The sequence below is a fragment of the Daejeonella sp. genome (assembly GCF_030684675.1).
Taxonomy (GTDB): Bacteria; Bacteroidota; Bacteroidia; order Sphingobacteriales; family Sphingobacteriaceae; genus Daejeonella.
In genome coordinates this window covers 42,222-58,472 of the sequence record NZ_JAUXXZ010000031.1, presented here as the reverse complement: position 1 = coordinate 58,472, position 16,251 = coordinate 42,222, and the positions used below count along the sequence as shown (strand labels likewise).

Sequence of the window (16,251 nt, the reverse complement as noted above, 5' to 3'; positions counted from 1 at the left end):
AATAGGGGTTTAAAAGCTAAGAAAAATGGACAGGATCATTTTAGGAAAGCCGACTCAATAATGAGCCGGCTAAACATAAAGGTTTATTCAAAAATTTTAAAGATTCAGTTTCTTTCTACCAGTATCTGTAAGCAGGTTCACACTCCATAAAGGATACCATGTTTGTTCCATAATTACTTTTTTGACACCCGGAACAGCATAAAGGGCTTCCATCATCGTTTTTGAAACACTGGAATGAACCACGTTGGAACTATGCGTGAAATAAGCACCGAGTGGCCGGCCTCTGTGCGGCATCGCCAGGGTTACTTTTACCACACTACCACGAACCGCTATATCATAAACCAATCCCAGATCAACAATACTGATATCAGATTTATACAGCTGCGGATCTTTTACCAATCCCAATGCTTCCCAAAGCAATGCTTTATTGATCGGACTGTCCTGAGCTTCGGATGCCCGTGCCAAACGACGCGGACTTTCTTTAGCGATTATTCCATTAGGAAGCATTGACCCTGATCTGCTCAATGGATTTAGAAGCTCTTGTCTCAGGTTTTCAATCTTTACAGTATCATCCTTCAAGGTAAATGGTATTGTTACATAGGCATTCTTCTGATGCAATACTGCTCCTTTAGGGATGGTCTTTATTGTTTTTGGAACCGGGTATCTGCTCCAGATTTGTCCATGCCATTGATAATGTAAATTAGGTGATCCATTATGAGCTAATTCAGCCCCTAAACCTTCTGCATGATGCTCAAGGAAGAATCCGAAGAATGAATCCTTGGTATCTTTATTGAAGAAACCAATTCCCCATAATTTCTCACTTAACTCTGCAGGAACATTTCCTGTTTTTAATTTTTCATCTGGTCCCATCCATAACATATCGGTAAATGACTGTCCGGTTATTACCCATTCATCATCTCTTAAAGCTGCAGGTGAGAATTGCTTGACTGCAGTCATATGCCCGAACTTATGGAAATAAGGTAAACCAGCATAAAAGCGATACTCTATATCCATGATCATCCTGGCAGGCGAGAATATAGGATGTACGGGTGAATAAGGGAATCCCCAGCGACGAATAATAGTACATATCGGACCTTTAACAACCTCAAAATCAGGACACTCATCCCATAATGAGATGCGCATTTTTTGAACCCCATCTTCTGAAACATAATCATGAGCCCAATCAATTCCGGCAGGTTCGCCATGACCCTGACCACCGGAATAGATCTCCAGGCCATGCTCACGTTTTAAGATCATTCGGGCAAGCTGTCCGGTTTGTTTGGATAGAATGGCTGTAAAAAATTCATTTTCTATATCCAGTCCGTAGCCTTCACCGGTAACCTTCAAATCAGACTGATAGTTAGGTAATTCTGCATCCGGATTACCGTAGAAAACAATGTATTGTCTCTTTTCCTTACCCTGATTATCAGCAAGGAATAATAATTTACAGATCTTTTCTGACCCTCTTCGTACCTCGGAGAACACCTGAGAAATTACTTCAGTCAAAACACCGTCTTTAATTTCTGCTACCCGTATTTCACGCGTCAGTGATGCAGTTTGAGCTGCCTGAAAACTCAACAAAACTTCAACCGGTTCTGCTTTACGCGGAGTACCAATTTTTTCTTCCAGACTTACAACCTTATAATATTTCCAGCCTTTAGCCCAGGTTTTCCAGGCTGAAGGAAGTGACTCAACCGTTGCAAACTGGCTTGCAGCAACATGAGGGGTTCCGAAATCCTCCTCTTCAGCCTGAGATTGTATTTCTGATATCCGGATTGAATTAGTAAGGGCTCTGGCTGTTCTGTAATCATTCTTTCCCAATGCTTCCTGAAGCAATTGAATTTTTTCCTGAATACTATCAGTCTGACTGGTTGTTTTATCAGCAAAAGGTGCAATGCTCTCCTTTACAAAATTCTCAATAGAATTCTGAGCTTCTGATTTTGAACTTAAAGGTAAGGTCAAACCTGCAAAACCTAAAAGACCCATACCCAAGAATTTACGACGTTTCATCCCGTCAGTGAACTGCGGTTCTGAACCGGCTTTTGTAATTTCTGTTAGCTCTCCTATTCCTTTTTCAGAGGAATTATCATGCATTTTTAATGCAGACTTGCTTGGATTAAATTTCTTCATGTTCATTCTGTTTATGTCAAATATTCATTAGTAAAAAGTATCTTTTTAGATAAACTAATTATATAATCTCAATTCTAAATACCCAATTTTTTGCGTCCATCATCCGTCAGCATATTAGAACTCCAGCCCGGATACCAGGTCTGTTCCATGATCACTTTCTTAACCCCCGGAACCTCATACACCGCTGTTAAAATATTTTTGGAAGTAGTGGGATGCACCACATTAGATCCATAGGCAAAATAGGTCCCAAGCGGGCGGCCCCGATGAGGCATTGCTATTAATACTTTTACAACACTCCCCCTTACTGTCACATCATATACTAAGCCGAGATCTACTATGCTGGTATCTGATTTATAGAATTGGGGATCTTTAACATCTCTAAGAGCCTTCCAGATCAATTCTTTTGAAATCGGGCTATCCTGAGCCTCTGCAAGTCTGGCCAAACGTCCCGGACTTTCCTTTGCAAGACCATTCACTTGAAGCGAACTTGCAGAACCATGCAATGGATTCATTAATTCTTTTCTCAATCCTTCGATCTTTGCGGGACCATCTTTTGTATCAAAAGGAAGGGTAACATAGGCGTTCTTTTGATGAAAAACAGCACCTTCCGGTATTGTTTTTACCCCTTTTGGCACCGGCATTCTTTGCCAGAACTGACCATGCCATTTGTAATAGAAGTTCGGTGATCCGTTATGACTTGGTTCCTGGAATCCATCAGTATGATGGTCAAGAAAGAGCCCAATAAAAGAATCCTTCGTGTCTTTGTTAAAGAAGCCTACTCCCCATAATTTTTCTGCTGATTCTTCAGGCACCGGCCCCAATTGCACCTCACCTTCAGAATTCATCCAGAGCATATCAGTAAATGATTGTCCGGTAATTACCCATTCATCATCTCTTACATAGACCATATCAAATGTCTTAAGCGCCGACATATGACCAAACTTGTGAAAATAAGGTAAACCGGCATAGAAACGATACTCGATATCCATATTCATCCTGGCAGGAGAGAAAATTGGATGTACCGGGGAATAAGGTACTCCCCAGCGACGAATGATTGTACAGATAGGACCTCTGACAACTTCAAAATCCGGGCATTCTTCCCAAAGGGAGATCCGCACTTTTTGAAAATTATCCTCAGTCACATAATCATGTGCCCAATCGATACCGGCAGGTTCACCATGTCCTTGTCCGCCAGAGTAGACCTCTAATCCATGCTCGCGTTTCAAAATCAATCTGGCCAGCTGACCGGTTTGCTTTGAAAGATAAGCGGTGAAATATTCGTTTTCAATATCCAGACCATAACCTTCGCCAGTCACCTTCAGATCCGATTGATAATTGGGCAGTTCTGCATCCGGATTACCATAAAAAATGAGGTAAGTCCGCTTCTCTTTACCCTGATTATCTGCAAGAAACAGAAGTTTACAAATCTTTTCAGCTCCTCGTCTAATTTCTGAAAATACCTGTGATATAACCTCTGTCAATGCTCCATCCTTTATCTCGGCAACACGAACCTCGCGGGCAAGTGAGGCAGCCTGAGTTGCCTGAAAACTCAGCAAAACCTCTACAGGTTCTGCTTTACGCTGGATACCCGCCTTCTCTTCCAGATTCACAACTTTATAATACAACCAGCCCTTCGCCCAGTTCTTCCAGGCAGATGGAAGTGAAGCAACAGTCCCAAATTGATTTGCTCCAACCAGAGGAGTTCCCAAATCCTCATGATCTGCCTGTGCCTGAATTTCAGAGATTCGAAGCGAATTTGTTAATGCCCGGGCCAGACGATAATCTTTCTTATCCCAGGCCTTCTGAAGCATTTTCATCTTATCCTCGAAACTATCCGACTGGCTGGAGACAGACTCTGAGATTGAAACAGATTCAGCCACAAAATTCTCAACGGCGGTATTAGCTTTGGCTGTATTGGCAAGTGGCAAACTTAGACCTGCCACACCCAATAAACCCATACCAAGAAATTTTCGTCGCTTCATTCCTTCCGAATCCCGGGTTTCATTCGGATATGGTCTTGCTGAGGTTGCTTCCTGAAGCATTGATTCTGATTTAGCTGGATTAATTTTTTTCACGGTAAAAATTTAATTCTTCGAAATTATATGCCTAATTTTTTACGACCCTCCTCAGAAATGAGATTGGAATTCCATTCCGGATACCAGGTCTGATCAACAATAACTTTTTGAACACCCGGAATTTCAGTAAGTGCTCCCATTACGGTTTTTGAGACAGTACGATGTACTACACTTGATCCCCAGATAAAGAAACTCGATAATGGTCTGCCTCGATGTGGCATTGTCATCAAAACTTTTACTACACCATCATCATCCATTGAAAGATTATAAATATATCCCAGCTCAACAATATTGACATCTGCGATATACAACTGCTGATCTTTACAATTCCGTAAAGCATCCCACAAAACCTGTTTTGGAATCTGCCCATTCTGTGCTTCACCTTCTCTTGCAAGAACCCTCTTATTTTCTTTCGCCGCTACTCCAGTTGGCAATGCAGCCTGAAAGGTTGATAGCGGACTTAATAATTCTTTTCTTAATGCTTCAATTTTAGCCGGTCCATCAGCTTCGGTAAAACCAATAGTTACATAGGCATTTTTCTGATGCAGAATTGCTCCTACCGACACGATTTGATTTCTTTCGAGCGGATAGCGTGACCATGTGGTTCCATGCCAGTTATAATATAGCATGGAATGTCCGGCATGAAGAAATGTCGGAATTTCTTCTGCAGAATGTTCTAAATACAAACCTACAAATGAATCTTTGGAGTCTTTGTTGTAGTATCCGAAGGCCTTAACACTGTGTTTATTTGCTTCATCTATCTCCCCGAATTTCAACTTTTCATCAGCTCCCATCCACAAACTTCCTGTAAAAGGCTGACCTGTAAATACCCATTCATCATCTCTGAGAGCGGTAGAAACAAATTGCTTGACAGCTTTCATTTTACCAAACTTGTGGAAGAAAGGTAGTCCGGCATAGAAGCGGTACTCAATGTCAATATTTAAACGGGATGGATTATAGACAGGATGCAGGGCCGAATGCGGGAATCCCCAGCGACGGACAATAGTACAGATTGGACCACGTACAATTTCATAATCGGGGCATTCACCCCAGTACTGGATTCTGACCTTCATAAAATTATCTTCAGAAACATAATCGTGAGCCCAGTCGATACAAGGAGTTTCTCCGTGTCCGGGACCTCCTGCATATAATTCAACCCCATGCTCCCTTTTAATTAACATCCGCTCCAATTGACCAGTTTGTTTAGAAAGTGAGGCAATAAAGTATTGATTTTCTATTTTTAAGTGATAGCCTTCTCCGCTTACTTCAAGATCTGAAGTATATTCAGGCAGTTCGGCATCCGGATTACCGAAAAACACGAGATAATTGCGTTTTTCACGACCCTGATTATCAGCAAGAAACATCAGTTTACATAATCTTTCAGCTCCCCTTCTTACAACTCCGTAAACCTGAGAAGTGACTTCCTTTATCTGACCATTACTGATCTCGGCAACACGAATTTCCCGTGCAAGAGAGGTTACCTGTTCAGATTGAAAAGCTAAGAGAACCTCCACAGGCTCTGCATTTCTTTTAATACCTGCTTTTTCTTCTAAACCAATTACTTTATAATATTTCCAACCATTCGCCCATGATTTCCAGGCCGCAGGAAGCGTTGCAACAGTGCCAAACTGGCCCGAACCTACCAAAGGCTTTCCCGGATCTTCATCTTCAATTTGTGCCTGAATACCTGTATTCCGCAATGAATCACTTAATGACCGCACCATTCGGTAATCCTTTTCTGCCCAGGCTTTTTCAATTAATTTTATCTTTGTTTCGAAGGTATCCGACTGCTTCTTATAAAGTTCAGTTTCTGCAGCTATAACTCCTTTTACAAAGTCCTCAACAGAATTATTTTCGGCTCTAGCCCCAAAGGGCAAACTCAGACCAACAATGCCTAACAAACTCATTCCCAGGAATTTTCTTCGTTTGATAGGATCCGAAATCTGAGCTGAGAGCTCATTCTCATTTGCTTTGGAAGGCGAAAAACCTTCATCTAATTTTTCAGAAAATGAGTCATTAAGCATCTTTATTTCGGATTGATTTGGAATATTTGTTTTCATTTTTCTAATTTATATTTCAAATTACTATTGTCATAAAATAAGGTATATCGTATCGGATATCAGGTTAATAATACCAGAACAAAATATTGAATTTGTATCTTATTGCTCATATTCCTAATTTTTTACGACAGTCGTCGGTCATTAGATTGGAATTCCATTCAGGATACCAGGTTTGGTCTACAACAACTTTGCGAACTCCCGGAATTTCCATTAATGCGCCGACAATTGTTTTTGAAACTGTACGATGTACTACACTGGAACCCCAGATAAAGAAACTCGATAATGGTCGTCCCCTGTGTGGCATAGTCATGAGAACTTTAACTACGCCATCATCATCCATAGAAAGATTATAAATGTAGCCGAGTTCAACCAGATTTACATTTGAAATGTACATTTGCTGATCAATACAGCTTTTCAATGCCTCCCATAAAACAGCCTTAGAGATCGGGCTATCCCCGGCTTCACCAGGTCTTGCCAGGGAGCGTTTACTTTCCTTTGCAGAAGCTATAGCTGTTAAGCCGGAAGAATAACTGTCCATAGGACTTAATAGTTCTTTCCTCAGTGCTTCAATTTTGCCTGGCCCATCCTTTTGAGTAAAGGCAATCGTAACGTAAGCGTTCTTTTGCTTAAGAATAGCGCCTTCCGGTATGGTATGGTTTTTTATTCCCACCATGGTTGGATGGCGGACCCATACTGTTCCGTGCCAGTTATAGTAAAACAAGGAACCACCACCATTCAGAAGATCTGGTATTACTTCCGAAGAATGATCTAAATAAAGACCCACAAAAGAGTCTTTCGAATCTTTATTATAGTAGCCAAATCCCCTTACACTGTTTTTATTGGCTTCATCAACTTCGCCGAACTTTACTTTCTCATCAGCTCCAATCCATAAACTTCCGGTAAAAGGCTGACCTGTGAAAACCCATTCATCATCCCGCATAGTCTGGATAACAAACGCTTTTACAGCCTTCATTTTACTGGATTTGTAGAAGTATGGCAATCCTGAATAAAATCGATACTCTACATTAATATTCAGACGTGAAGGATTATAGATTGGATGAAGTGCTGAGTGTGGAAAGCCCCAGCGTCTGACTATTGTACATATTGGTCCACGAACAATCTCATAATCAGGGCATTCACCCCAGTACTGAATCCTGACTTTCATAAAAAAATCTTCAGCAACGTAATCATGGGACCAGTCAATGCAGGGAGTTTCTGCATGAGCCGGACCACCGGCATATAATTCAACACCATGCTCCCTCTTAATCAGCATCCGCTCCAATTGACCAGTTTGCTTAGAAAGTTTGGCAATAAAATACTGATTTTCAATTTCAAGATCATAGCCTTCCCCTCTCACTTCAAGATCTGTTGTATATTCGGGTAATTCAGCATCAGGATTTCCGTAGAAAACTAAATATTGTCGTTTTTCAGACCCATTATTATCAGCCAAAAACATGACCTTACACAACCTGTCAGTTCCTCTTCTCACAACTCCAAAAACCTGGGAGGTAACTTCTTTTAGTAAGCCATTATTAATTTCTACCACACGAATTTCACGTGCCAATGAGTTAACCTGATCAGAACGGAAGCCTAACAGAACTTCTACCGGTTCAGCTTGTCTTGATATTCCGGCCTTTTCTTCAAGACCAATGGTTTTGTAATATTTCCAGCCTTTTGCCCAGGTTCTCCAGGCTAGCGGAAGGCTTGCAACAATCCCAAACTGACTCCCACTGACCAAAGGCTTACCCGGATCTTCATATTCATTCTGAGCCTGAATACCCGTATTCCTGATAGAGTCACTTAGGGAACGCACCATCCTGAAATCCTTTTCATCCCAGGCCTTCTGCATCAATTTCATTTTATCCTCAAAACTATCCGAATGCTTTTTAAACAAATCAGTTTCCGAGGCAACAATATCATTTACAAATTCTTCAACAATTTTATTATCAAATCCATTTGCTCTAAATGGTAATCCAAAACCAGCCATTCCCAGTAATCCCAGGCCTAAGAACTTCCTTCGTTTCAATTGAAGGTTTGCAGAAGATATATTTTCATCAAAAAGTTGACGAGGAAGTGTAGAGATATCATTTTCAGTACTACCACCCGAATGCTCCATATCAGTTAAGGCAGAAAAGTTCTCATTAGATTCTAGCATGATTTGAGATTATCAGGATTATAAGCAATCAAATTTTAAAATGAACATCTGACAAATTCTAACAATGAATCAAAATCCACGCTGTTAAAATCTGGGGACTTTCAGACAAAAAATATCAAAGCAACATCAATACCAATTGATGGGTAAATTAGGGCATACCTGCTTACGCAGGTATGCCCGGGGTATTATGATGATGCATTTAAAGAAATAAGCAACCCGTTAAAAGGGTACTTAATTTGATTTTGATTTATCCCACCACAAACGGGTAGCCACGTTATCGGGACCACCACCCAACAATGGAATTGCTGCCTTAACTGCAACACCATTAGCAATGATCTCCCTGTCGAGGAAGGATATTCTCCGGATCATTTTATCCGGTGTTATATCAGGATTTTGAGAATTCAACAAAGGATAAAATTTAGGATATCCTGACCTTCTGATACTAGCCCAAGCCTCATGACCTTCCGGAAATAAAGCAATCCATTTCTGGGTTCCGATTTGTTCACGCTGTCTTTCAGTAGCAGATTCCCACTTTACAGGAATATCTGTTAATGGGGGAGTAGGGAACAGATTATTAGGTGCGATAGGTAGACTTGTACCATTAACATAATCAGAAATAACTGCCGCACTGGTAATGCCATGCTCACGCAATGAAGTTTCAATCCCCATCTCATATAGTTCTTTGGCGGTTCCACCCATATTCCAGCCATTCAATGCACCTTCGGACCTAAGAAAATATGCCTCAGAGGCATAAAAAACAACCTGTGGAGTTGTAGTCATCGTGGCAGGAGCATACTTCGGACCAACTGCTGAATTATTGTTAATACTATTTGCAGGCAAATTTTGTTGAGCAACGGTCATTCCGTTTCTTACACCACGGAACTTACCATCGGAAAGTGCAGGGCTCCAAAATACAGGTAGCCTTGGGTCATTATAGCCTACTAATAAACTTTCCATAGTGGTACTCATCCGAGAGCCATTTCTACCCATAAAATTATTTAGTCCATTGGTAAAATCTGCATTAGTTGCAAAATATGCTCCATCTGCAACCGCTGTCATTACTCCGGCAGCAAATGCCTTCTCAGCTTCCACTTTGGCTTTAGCAGGCTCTACATCCGAAATTCTCAATGCTAAACGAAGGCGTAATGTATTTCCAAACTTTAACCATTTTGCATTATCTCCATTATAGATACGATCTGATGTTGCAAATGAAGGTTTAGCTAAATTGTTTTTCAGATCCGCTGTTGCTTCGTCAAGCTCTTTGAAGAAATCAAAATAAATACTCTTTTGATCATCATAATTCACAACTGTGGTATCCTTGCCAATTTTAGAATATGGAACTGGACCCCATTCGTCAGTCACACGCATAAAACAGAAAACTTTCCACATTCTGGCAATTGCATTCATGCTAGGTTCTTTTCCACCTTTAGTTGCCGCGATAATATTTACTAATTTAGGCATTGCATTTACATAGGTTCCAGGCCAAATGTCCTGCCATCTTTGCACAATAACATATCTGTGAGACTCCTGAAATGTGTTAGTACTGGCAAAATGTTGAGAGTATACTCCAGGAAACAAGAGCATGGATGTTTCGTTATAACCGATACCACCTCCGGCAACTAATGCACCTGGGAATAAGCTACGTAAATCCGGTGCAGTGAGTTCCTTTAAACCATCTGGTTTTTTATTTATTTCATCGAAATTTTTAGTACAGGCAGTTAGTATTACGATTGGCGCTAAAAATAGCAGAAACCTAACGGCCCATTTTCTATATAATGATTTTTGAGTTTTCATTGTATTCAATTTAATGTTAATAATAATATTTAATTCAATAGCCAATTAGCTATTAGAATGATGCGTTCAGGCTTAGACCAATATTACGGGTTGTAGGTAAAGAAGAATATTCCATACCACCCCTATTAGTCACTGCAGTAGCAATCTCAGGATCGTAAGGCGCATATTTCTTTAAGAATAGCAGATTCCTTCCAACCAGAGATAATCTGGCATTCTTAATAAATCCTGATTTTTGAACAAGCTGATTTGGAATTCTGTAACCAAATACCACCTCTCTTAGCCTAAGGTTAGTCGCAGAAAAAGCATAAAAGTCTTTTGCAGGAGTTCTGTTACCTAATGATTGCCAGTATCTTTCTGCAGTAATTGATGTTGTGTTTTTTACACCGGCTGTAGTATAACCATCCACAACAATCCCGGTTTCTCTATATTGAAGAGAACTTTTCGAGTTACCACTCACATCCATTGCAGCTAAAGTACCGGCTACAACTGTACCGCCATTTCTGTAATCTAATAAGAAACTGAGGTTAAGATTTTTAAACGTAAATGAATTGTTGACACCAAGCATATAATTAGGATTATAATTTCCTGCATAAGCTGTTTTCCCGGTAAGAATTGGAACACCTGCAGGACTAACTAACCTTCTGCCTTGTGCATCTTTACTCCATTCGGCCATATACATTTCTCCAAAGGACTTGCCTTCTTCAACTGTTTCGAGAACCTGTCTGTCATCCCCTAAAACAGCTGTTTTTAATCTCGGTGATAACTCAACAACTTTATTCACATTTTTAGAGAAGTTAGCCATTATGTCCCAAGAAAAATTCTGATTTCTAACTGGCGCACCGCTTAACATAATTTCCACTCCACTATTCCTGATCAATCCGGCATTAATATACTGAGAACTAAAGAGTGTAGCATTTGGAACAGCCAAAGCAATTAACTGGTTTTCAGTATTAGATCTATAATAAGTAACATCAAGCCCTATCCGGTTGGTAAAGAATCGCCAGTCTAATCCGGCTTCAAATGAAGTAGTAATTTCCGGTTGATAATTCCCGAGTGATCTAACACTAGGAGTATTTATGGCGCCACCAGCCCCTACAGAAAAATAATTATCTGTCAAATATTGCTGTCCACCAAAACCAGCTTTTGCGTAGGTAGTCCTGAGCTTGCCATAAGAAATCCAGCTAGGCAAGTCGAGCATATCTGTTATTATAGCTGTCAATCCTACTGATGGATAGAAATAAGACTGATTCGCCTTAGGTAAAGCAGAAGACCAATCATTTCTGGCAGTTACATCCAGATAAAGGTAATCCTTAAATGACAGGGTTGAAGTACCATACACAGACTGTACTTGAGGGGTTTGGCCAACTACGTTTGTAGTTCTTGGATTTTTCGCATTAGACATAAAGAAGAAGTCAAGCTTATTCAGACCATTTGCAAGAGTGTTAATTGATTCATATTTGGTTTCCTGAATTGAACCTCCAAGATATCCGGTTAAATTAAAATCCTTTGTAATGTCTCTTTTAAAGGAAAGTAATGCATCCACATTGGTAAACCTTCTGTTTCCGGAATAAAGTTCATAATAGCTCCCATTTCCCGAAAGTTCATAGGAATCATTATACTGTATATTCTCAGTATTTTCGTCAGTTCTATCCATACTACCACGAACCATAAAATCAAGCCAGTTAGTAAACTTATACTTTGCTTGTAACAGGCCAATCATACGACGCTTTTGCTCATAAAACACTTGCCTGTTCATCTTCCAGTATGGATTCGACAGGTAAATAGAGCCTGGAAGCCAATAGCTTTGTCTAAGGTTACCCAAAACATCAGTATATTCGTAATTCTGCATTTCACTCAGTGGAATGGAAGCCGGAGCATGATATATACTACCAGTTGCATCATTTCTTTCACCAGTAAAGGGCTTATTATCAACATCTTCAACAATATAACTTAGCTTTGTGAAGAATGAAAGTTTGTCGGTAATACTATTATCGATCTTGAAATCAAAATTATGTCTGTCTAACACATGGTTTTGAAGAATACCTTTCGCTTGATTATTACCATATGAAAAATAGGTTTGCATTTTCTCACTACCACCACTAATTCCTATTGTATTTGTCAAACTTGAGCCATCACGATAAAAATCTTTTATACGATCAGGTTGTCCCTGAAGAGAAGTAGTTTTTCCATTCCATAAAGTAACTGATTGCCCGGTAATTTTTGGACCCCAGCTAGTTTCAGAGTTTGCATTATAAACACCACCAGCACCTTGTCCGTACTCTGCCTGTACTTCAGGAAGGATAAATGGGCGATCAACAGTTGTATTTCCGGTATAATCAACGGTAATCTTACCTGATTTTCCTCTTTTGGTTGTAATAATGATTGCACCATTTTGTCCCGCACTTCCATATAATGCCGCAGCTGAAGCACCTTTAAGGATAGTCATGGATTCAATATCATCACTATTCAACATACCTATACCATCTCCACCATCCCGGCTTCCATGTGTACCACCTGTACCTACCTCACGACTAGTATTGTCCATAGGAACACCATCAATAACATATAAAGGTTGGTTACTGCCGAATACAGAGCGTTGACCACGTAAAACCACATTAGAAGAACTACCCGGTCCGGTTGCATTCTTGGTAATAGTTACACCGGCAACTTTTCCAGCCAATGAATTGATCAGGTTTGTTTCTTTAGCCTGATTAAGATCAGCTGTTTTAACAGTCTGTGCAGCATAGTTTAAGGATTTAGAGGATCTTTCGATACCCAGAGCAGTTACCACAACCTCTCCAAGCATTTGTGAATCTTCAACCATAGTTACATTAATGGTAGATCTGCTATTAACAGTAACTTCCTGGCTTATATAACCTATATAGCTAAAAACCAGAGTGCCATTATCAGGAGCATTCAAAACGAAATTACCCTGAGCATCTGTCGTTGTTCCAACAGCTGTACCCTTTACACGGACACTAACACCCGGGAGAGTCTCTCCTTTTGAATCCACAACTTTACCACGGATATCCATAAGCATGAAACTCATGTTCTTCAGGGATTTTCTATCTTTTGCAGATAATTTCTCACTGATTACAATGGTTTTATTCTCAATACTGTAATCCAATGGCTGATCATTAAAAAGAATAGCTAAAGCCTCCGATAATTCGGTATCGACTATTTTTAAGGTTACCGGCTTCGCTGTTTTTAACAGATTCAGGTCATAAAAAAACACATAGCCCGTTTGCTGCTTGATAGTAGAGAAGAACTCCTCCAGCGGGGCATGTTTACCCGTAAGGGTTACTTTTTGTGAATATCCTTTAGAATAGACATTCATTAGTGCAACCATGATTAAAATGAACGTCAGTTTCATAATCCGTCCGATTTGTTTGTAAAGCGACTTTTTTATCAGATTATCAGCAATCTGATGTTGCTCTGTATGGTCTAAGGCGTCTGATTTATGGCAGACTTTTGACCGAGTAATGTCTAAACAATACTCTTTATTAGTTAGAGAATTCATACATTTGTTTGTTTTGTTAATAAATAATCTTTGTGCAACAATTTTTATTTTAGCTAAACAATGACCAGAGGCGCTCCAACGCTTCTGGTTTGTTTTTTAGTTCTTTCGTAGATCTTTATCGCATTACTATAACCTCCCTTCCCTCTAAACGAAAATGAACTTTTGTTTTTTCCAATACTTTAAGTACTTGTAACAGACTTAAATTTCTTTCAATTTCACCACCAAAGCGATAATTGGGCACATCTCCTTCATAAACGACCGATACGTCATACCAGCGTTCTATTTGCCTCATGACTGTCTTTATATCCGCGTCATCAAACTGGAAATAACCTTCTTTCCAGGCAACAGCTTCGTTGGTGTTTTTTAAATTTATCACCTCGATCTGCTCACTCAACTGAGATTGTTCCCCTGGTTTGAGCAATTGAGAAATATTAGTCCGCAGATCAGAGACCCTTACGCTACCCTCCAGTAACGTTGTATTTACAGTTGGTTCATCCAGATATGCATTGATATTAAAATGTGTTCCAAGTACCTGTACGACCTGATTTCTGGTATTGACCTCAAATATTTTTGATTTATCCGGTGATACTTCAAAATAGGCCTCACCTTTTAGTTCAACCTGCCTTTTGGACCCATTGAATACTGTTGGAAAACGAAGTGAAGAGGCAGCATTCAACCAAACTTTACTTCCATCCGGTAACTTAATCTGAAATTTACCTCCCTTTGGGGTTTCTATTGTATTATAAATAACCGGAGTATGTTCATCTACTGTCAGTGGATCTTTTACTTCGCTCAGGAATGAATAGATGACCTCACCTTCTGCCGCCTTCAGAACACTATTTCCACCCTGATTTGCAAGAATTCCATTCTTTGCATCATCCAAAATAATTTTCGAGCCGTCACCCAGTGTAAGTATTGCCTTATTTTCGCCTGCTTCGATATCAATGACCACAACAGGCTTTTGATCTTCAACTTCAGAAACCGGAGATACCCCTCTTATAGGAGAAGCCGTTGTAGGCTCTGAAATTAATTTATCAGCAACATATTGTTTGGTTTCCTTTGTTTCTGAAGAGAAATAAAGGCCCGCAGCGAAAACAGCTATAATTACTGCCGCTGCTGCAAACCATGATTGAATTCTATAGGATGGAGAGAGAATAGGCTCAGAAATATTGTGGTTTATCTCCGCAAAGATTCTTCTTTTTAACTCCTGATCACTTTCAGCATAATCTCTGGGAATATAGATATCATTCTCCTGCCCGCTATTGTACCATTGAAGAAACTCCTCGCTCTCCTGAGGACTTATAGTATTATTGAGCCATTTTTCGGCTAATTCCTGATATCGCTCGTTTGAACTTAAAGGTTTCATGAAAGGGGTCTTTATATACAAGTCCCCCAACCCTGGCCTATCCCTTAGTGGGAATGAAAATATTTTTTGATAAAAATGGAATCAAAGGAAAAGCTGCCCTAAACCTGTTCTTAAAGACTTCAGAGCTTTACTGATATGCGCTTCAACAGTTTTCTCAGAAATTCCGAATTCTTCAGCAATTTGCCTTTGAGAATAACCATCTTCGCGACTTGCTTTATATATCAGGCGGCATTTTTCGGGAAGATTAGAGACCAGAATTTCTAATCTTGATCTTAATTCCACAAACTCGAACCAATCATCAGTTGAATTGGCTGTTATCGGAATAACATTTTGACTATGAACAGCGTACTTATTGTATTGGTTTCTCTTTGCCAGGATCTTTATGACACGGTATTTTGCAGAAACTGACAGATATGCATTGAGGTTTGAGGTAATAACAATTTCTTCCCTTCTGTTCCAGAGAGATATAAAAATGTCCTGAACGATTTCCTCTGCTTCCTCAAGTTGTCCAATTTTATTGGATGCAACGGTAAATACATTCTTCCAGTACCTGTTATATATTTCTGCAAATGCAGACCTGTCCCCTGACCTTAAAAGATCGAGCAACTCGCCATCAGAATATACCGCATACGTAGACATTTCAACTACTAATATAATCGAAATTAATAAATAAAAATCCAATGTGAAAAATAAAAACAAGCAGAAGAAATTACCCGGGTAATATTTTAGATACTGAAACTTAGTGTCCTTTAGACACAATCAGAAGTATTTTCTAAGCTAAGAGCTGACAATTAAATGCCTATAAAAGGATGTAAAAATATCAGAAAATGATAATATAAAACCATACATAATTTCTTAAGAATCCCTGTTGACAAGTTCAAAATCAAATCAAAATTGCAGATCATTTCTTATGAATCAATGAAGGAAGAAATCTATTTCATTAAAGCTTTGGCTTGGCAGAAAAGCGGGATGGTTTTTTTGAACAACAGCTTGGCACTGAATTCTTAATTTTCAAAACTCTTGCAGGTGCATTATTGGCCTGTTTTTCAGAAATAGGACCTGAGCATGATGTGGCTAATAAAATGACCGGTATCAGGACGATTATTATATTCCTGAACAGCATAGAATTCATTATAAAAATTCTTCTTTAA

Annotated in this window: 9 protein-coding genes; 1 reads left to right on the top strand and 8 read right to left on the bottom strand. The window is 39.6% G+C overall.

Annotated features, from left to right (window positions below):
• Positions 1–96 precede the first annotated feature (96 nt).
• From Q8M41_RS06350 to Q8M41_RS06315, 8 genes are all read right to left on the bottom strand, one after another.
• Positions 97–2,130 (bottom strand): metal-sulfur cluster assembly factor, encoded by a 2,034-nt coding sequence (locus tag Q8M41_RS06350; protein ID WP_305364410.1) that lies wholly within the window; start codon positions 2,128–2,130, stop codon positions 97–99.
• Positions 2,131–2,204: 74 nt separating this feature from the next.
• Positions 2,205–4,205 carry a metal-sulfur cluster assembly factor gene (locus Q8M41_RS06345; RefSeq protein WP_305364409.1) on the bottom strand — a complete coding sequence of 667 codons (2,001 nt, stop codon included), beginning with the start codon at positions 4,203–4,205 and terminating at the stop codon, positions 2,205–2,207.
• Between the two features lie 23 nt (positions 4,206–4,228).
• The gene (locus tag Q8M41_RS06340) at positions 4,229–6,265 is read right to left on the bottom strand and encodes a metal-sulfur cluster assembly factor (RefSeq protein ID WP_305364408.1); all 2,037 of its coding nucleotides are present in this window, start codon (positions 6,263–6,265) and stop codon (positions 4,229–4,231) included.
• A gap of 106 nt (positions 6,266–6,371) precedes the next feature.
• Positions 6,372–8,420, bottom strand: a complete 2,049-nt coding sequence (locus Q8M41_RS06335) for a metal-sulfur cluster assembly factor (protein ID WP_305364407.1) — start codon at positions 8,418–8,420, stop codon at positions 6,372–6,374.
• Positions 8,421–8,651: 231 nt separating this feature from the next.
• Positions 8,652–10,214: a SusD/RagB family nutrient-binding outer membrane lipoprotein gene (locus Q8M41_RS06330; protein ID WP_305364406.1), complete on the bottom strand. Its 1,563-nt coding sequence runs from the start codon at positions 10,212–10,214 to the stop codon at positions 8,652–8,654.
• A gap of 52 nt (positions 10,215–10,266) precedes the next feature.
• The gene (locus Q8M41_RS06325) at positions 10,267–13,734 is read right to left on the bottom strand and encodes a SusC/RagA family TonB-linked outer membrane protein (protein WP_305364405.1); all 3,468 of its coding nucleotides are present in this window, start codon (positions 13,732–13,734) and stop codon (positions 10,267–10,269) included.
• Positions 13,735–13,849: 115 nt separating this feature from the next.
• Positions 13,850–15,100, bottom strand: coding sequence for a FecR family protein (locus Q8M41_RS06320; protein WP_305364404.1), 1,251 nt, complete (start codon positions 15,098–15,100; stop codon positions 13,850–13,852).
• Positions 15,101–15,181: 81 nt separating this feature from the next.
• Positions 15,182–15,739, bottom strand: a complete 558-nt coding sequence (locus tag Q8M41_RS06315) for an RNA polymerase sigma factor (protein ID WP_305364403.1) — start codon at positions 15,737–15,739, stop codon at positions 15,182–15,184.
• A gap of 314 nt (positions 15,740–16,053) precedes the next feature.
• Between Q8M41_RS06315 and Q8M41_RS06310 the strand changes: the two genes are divergently transcribed.
• Complete coding sequence (locus Q8M41_RS06310) at positions 16,054–16,251, top strand: hypothetical protein (protein WP_305364402.1); 198 nt, start codon at positions 16,054–16,056, stop codon at positions 16,249–16,251.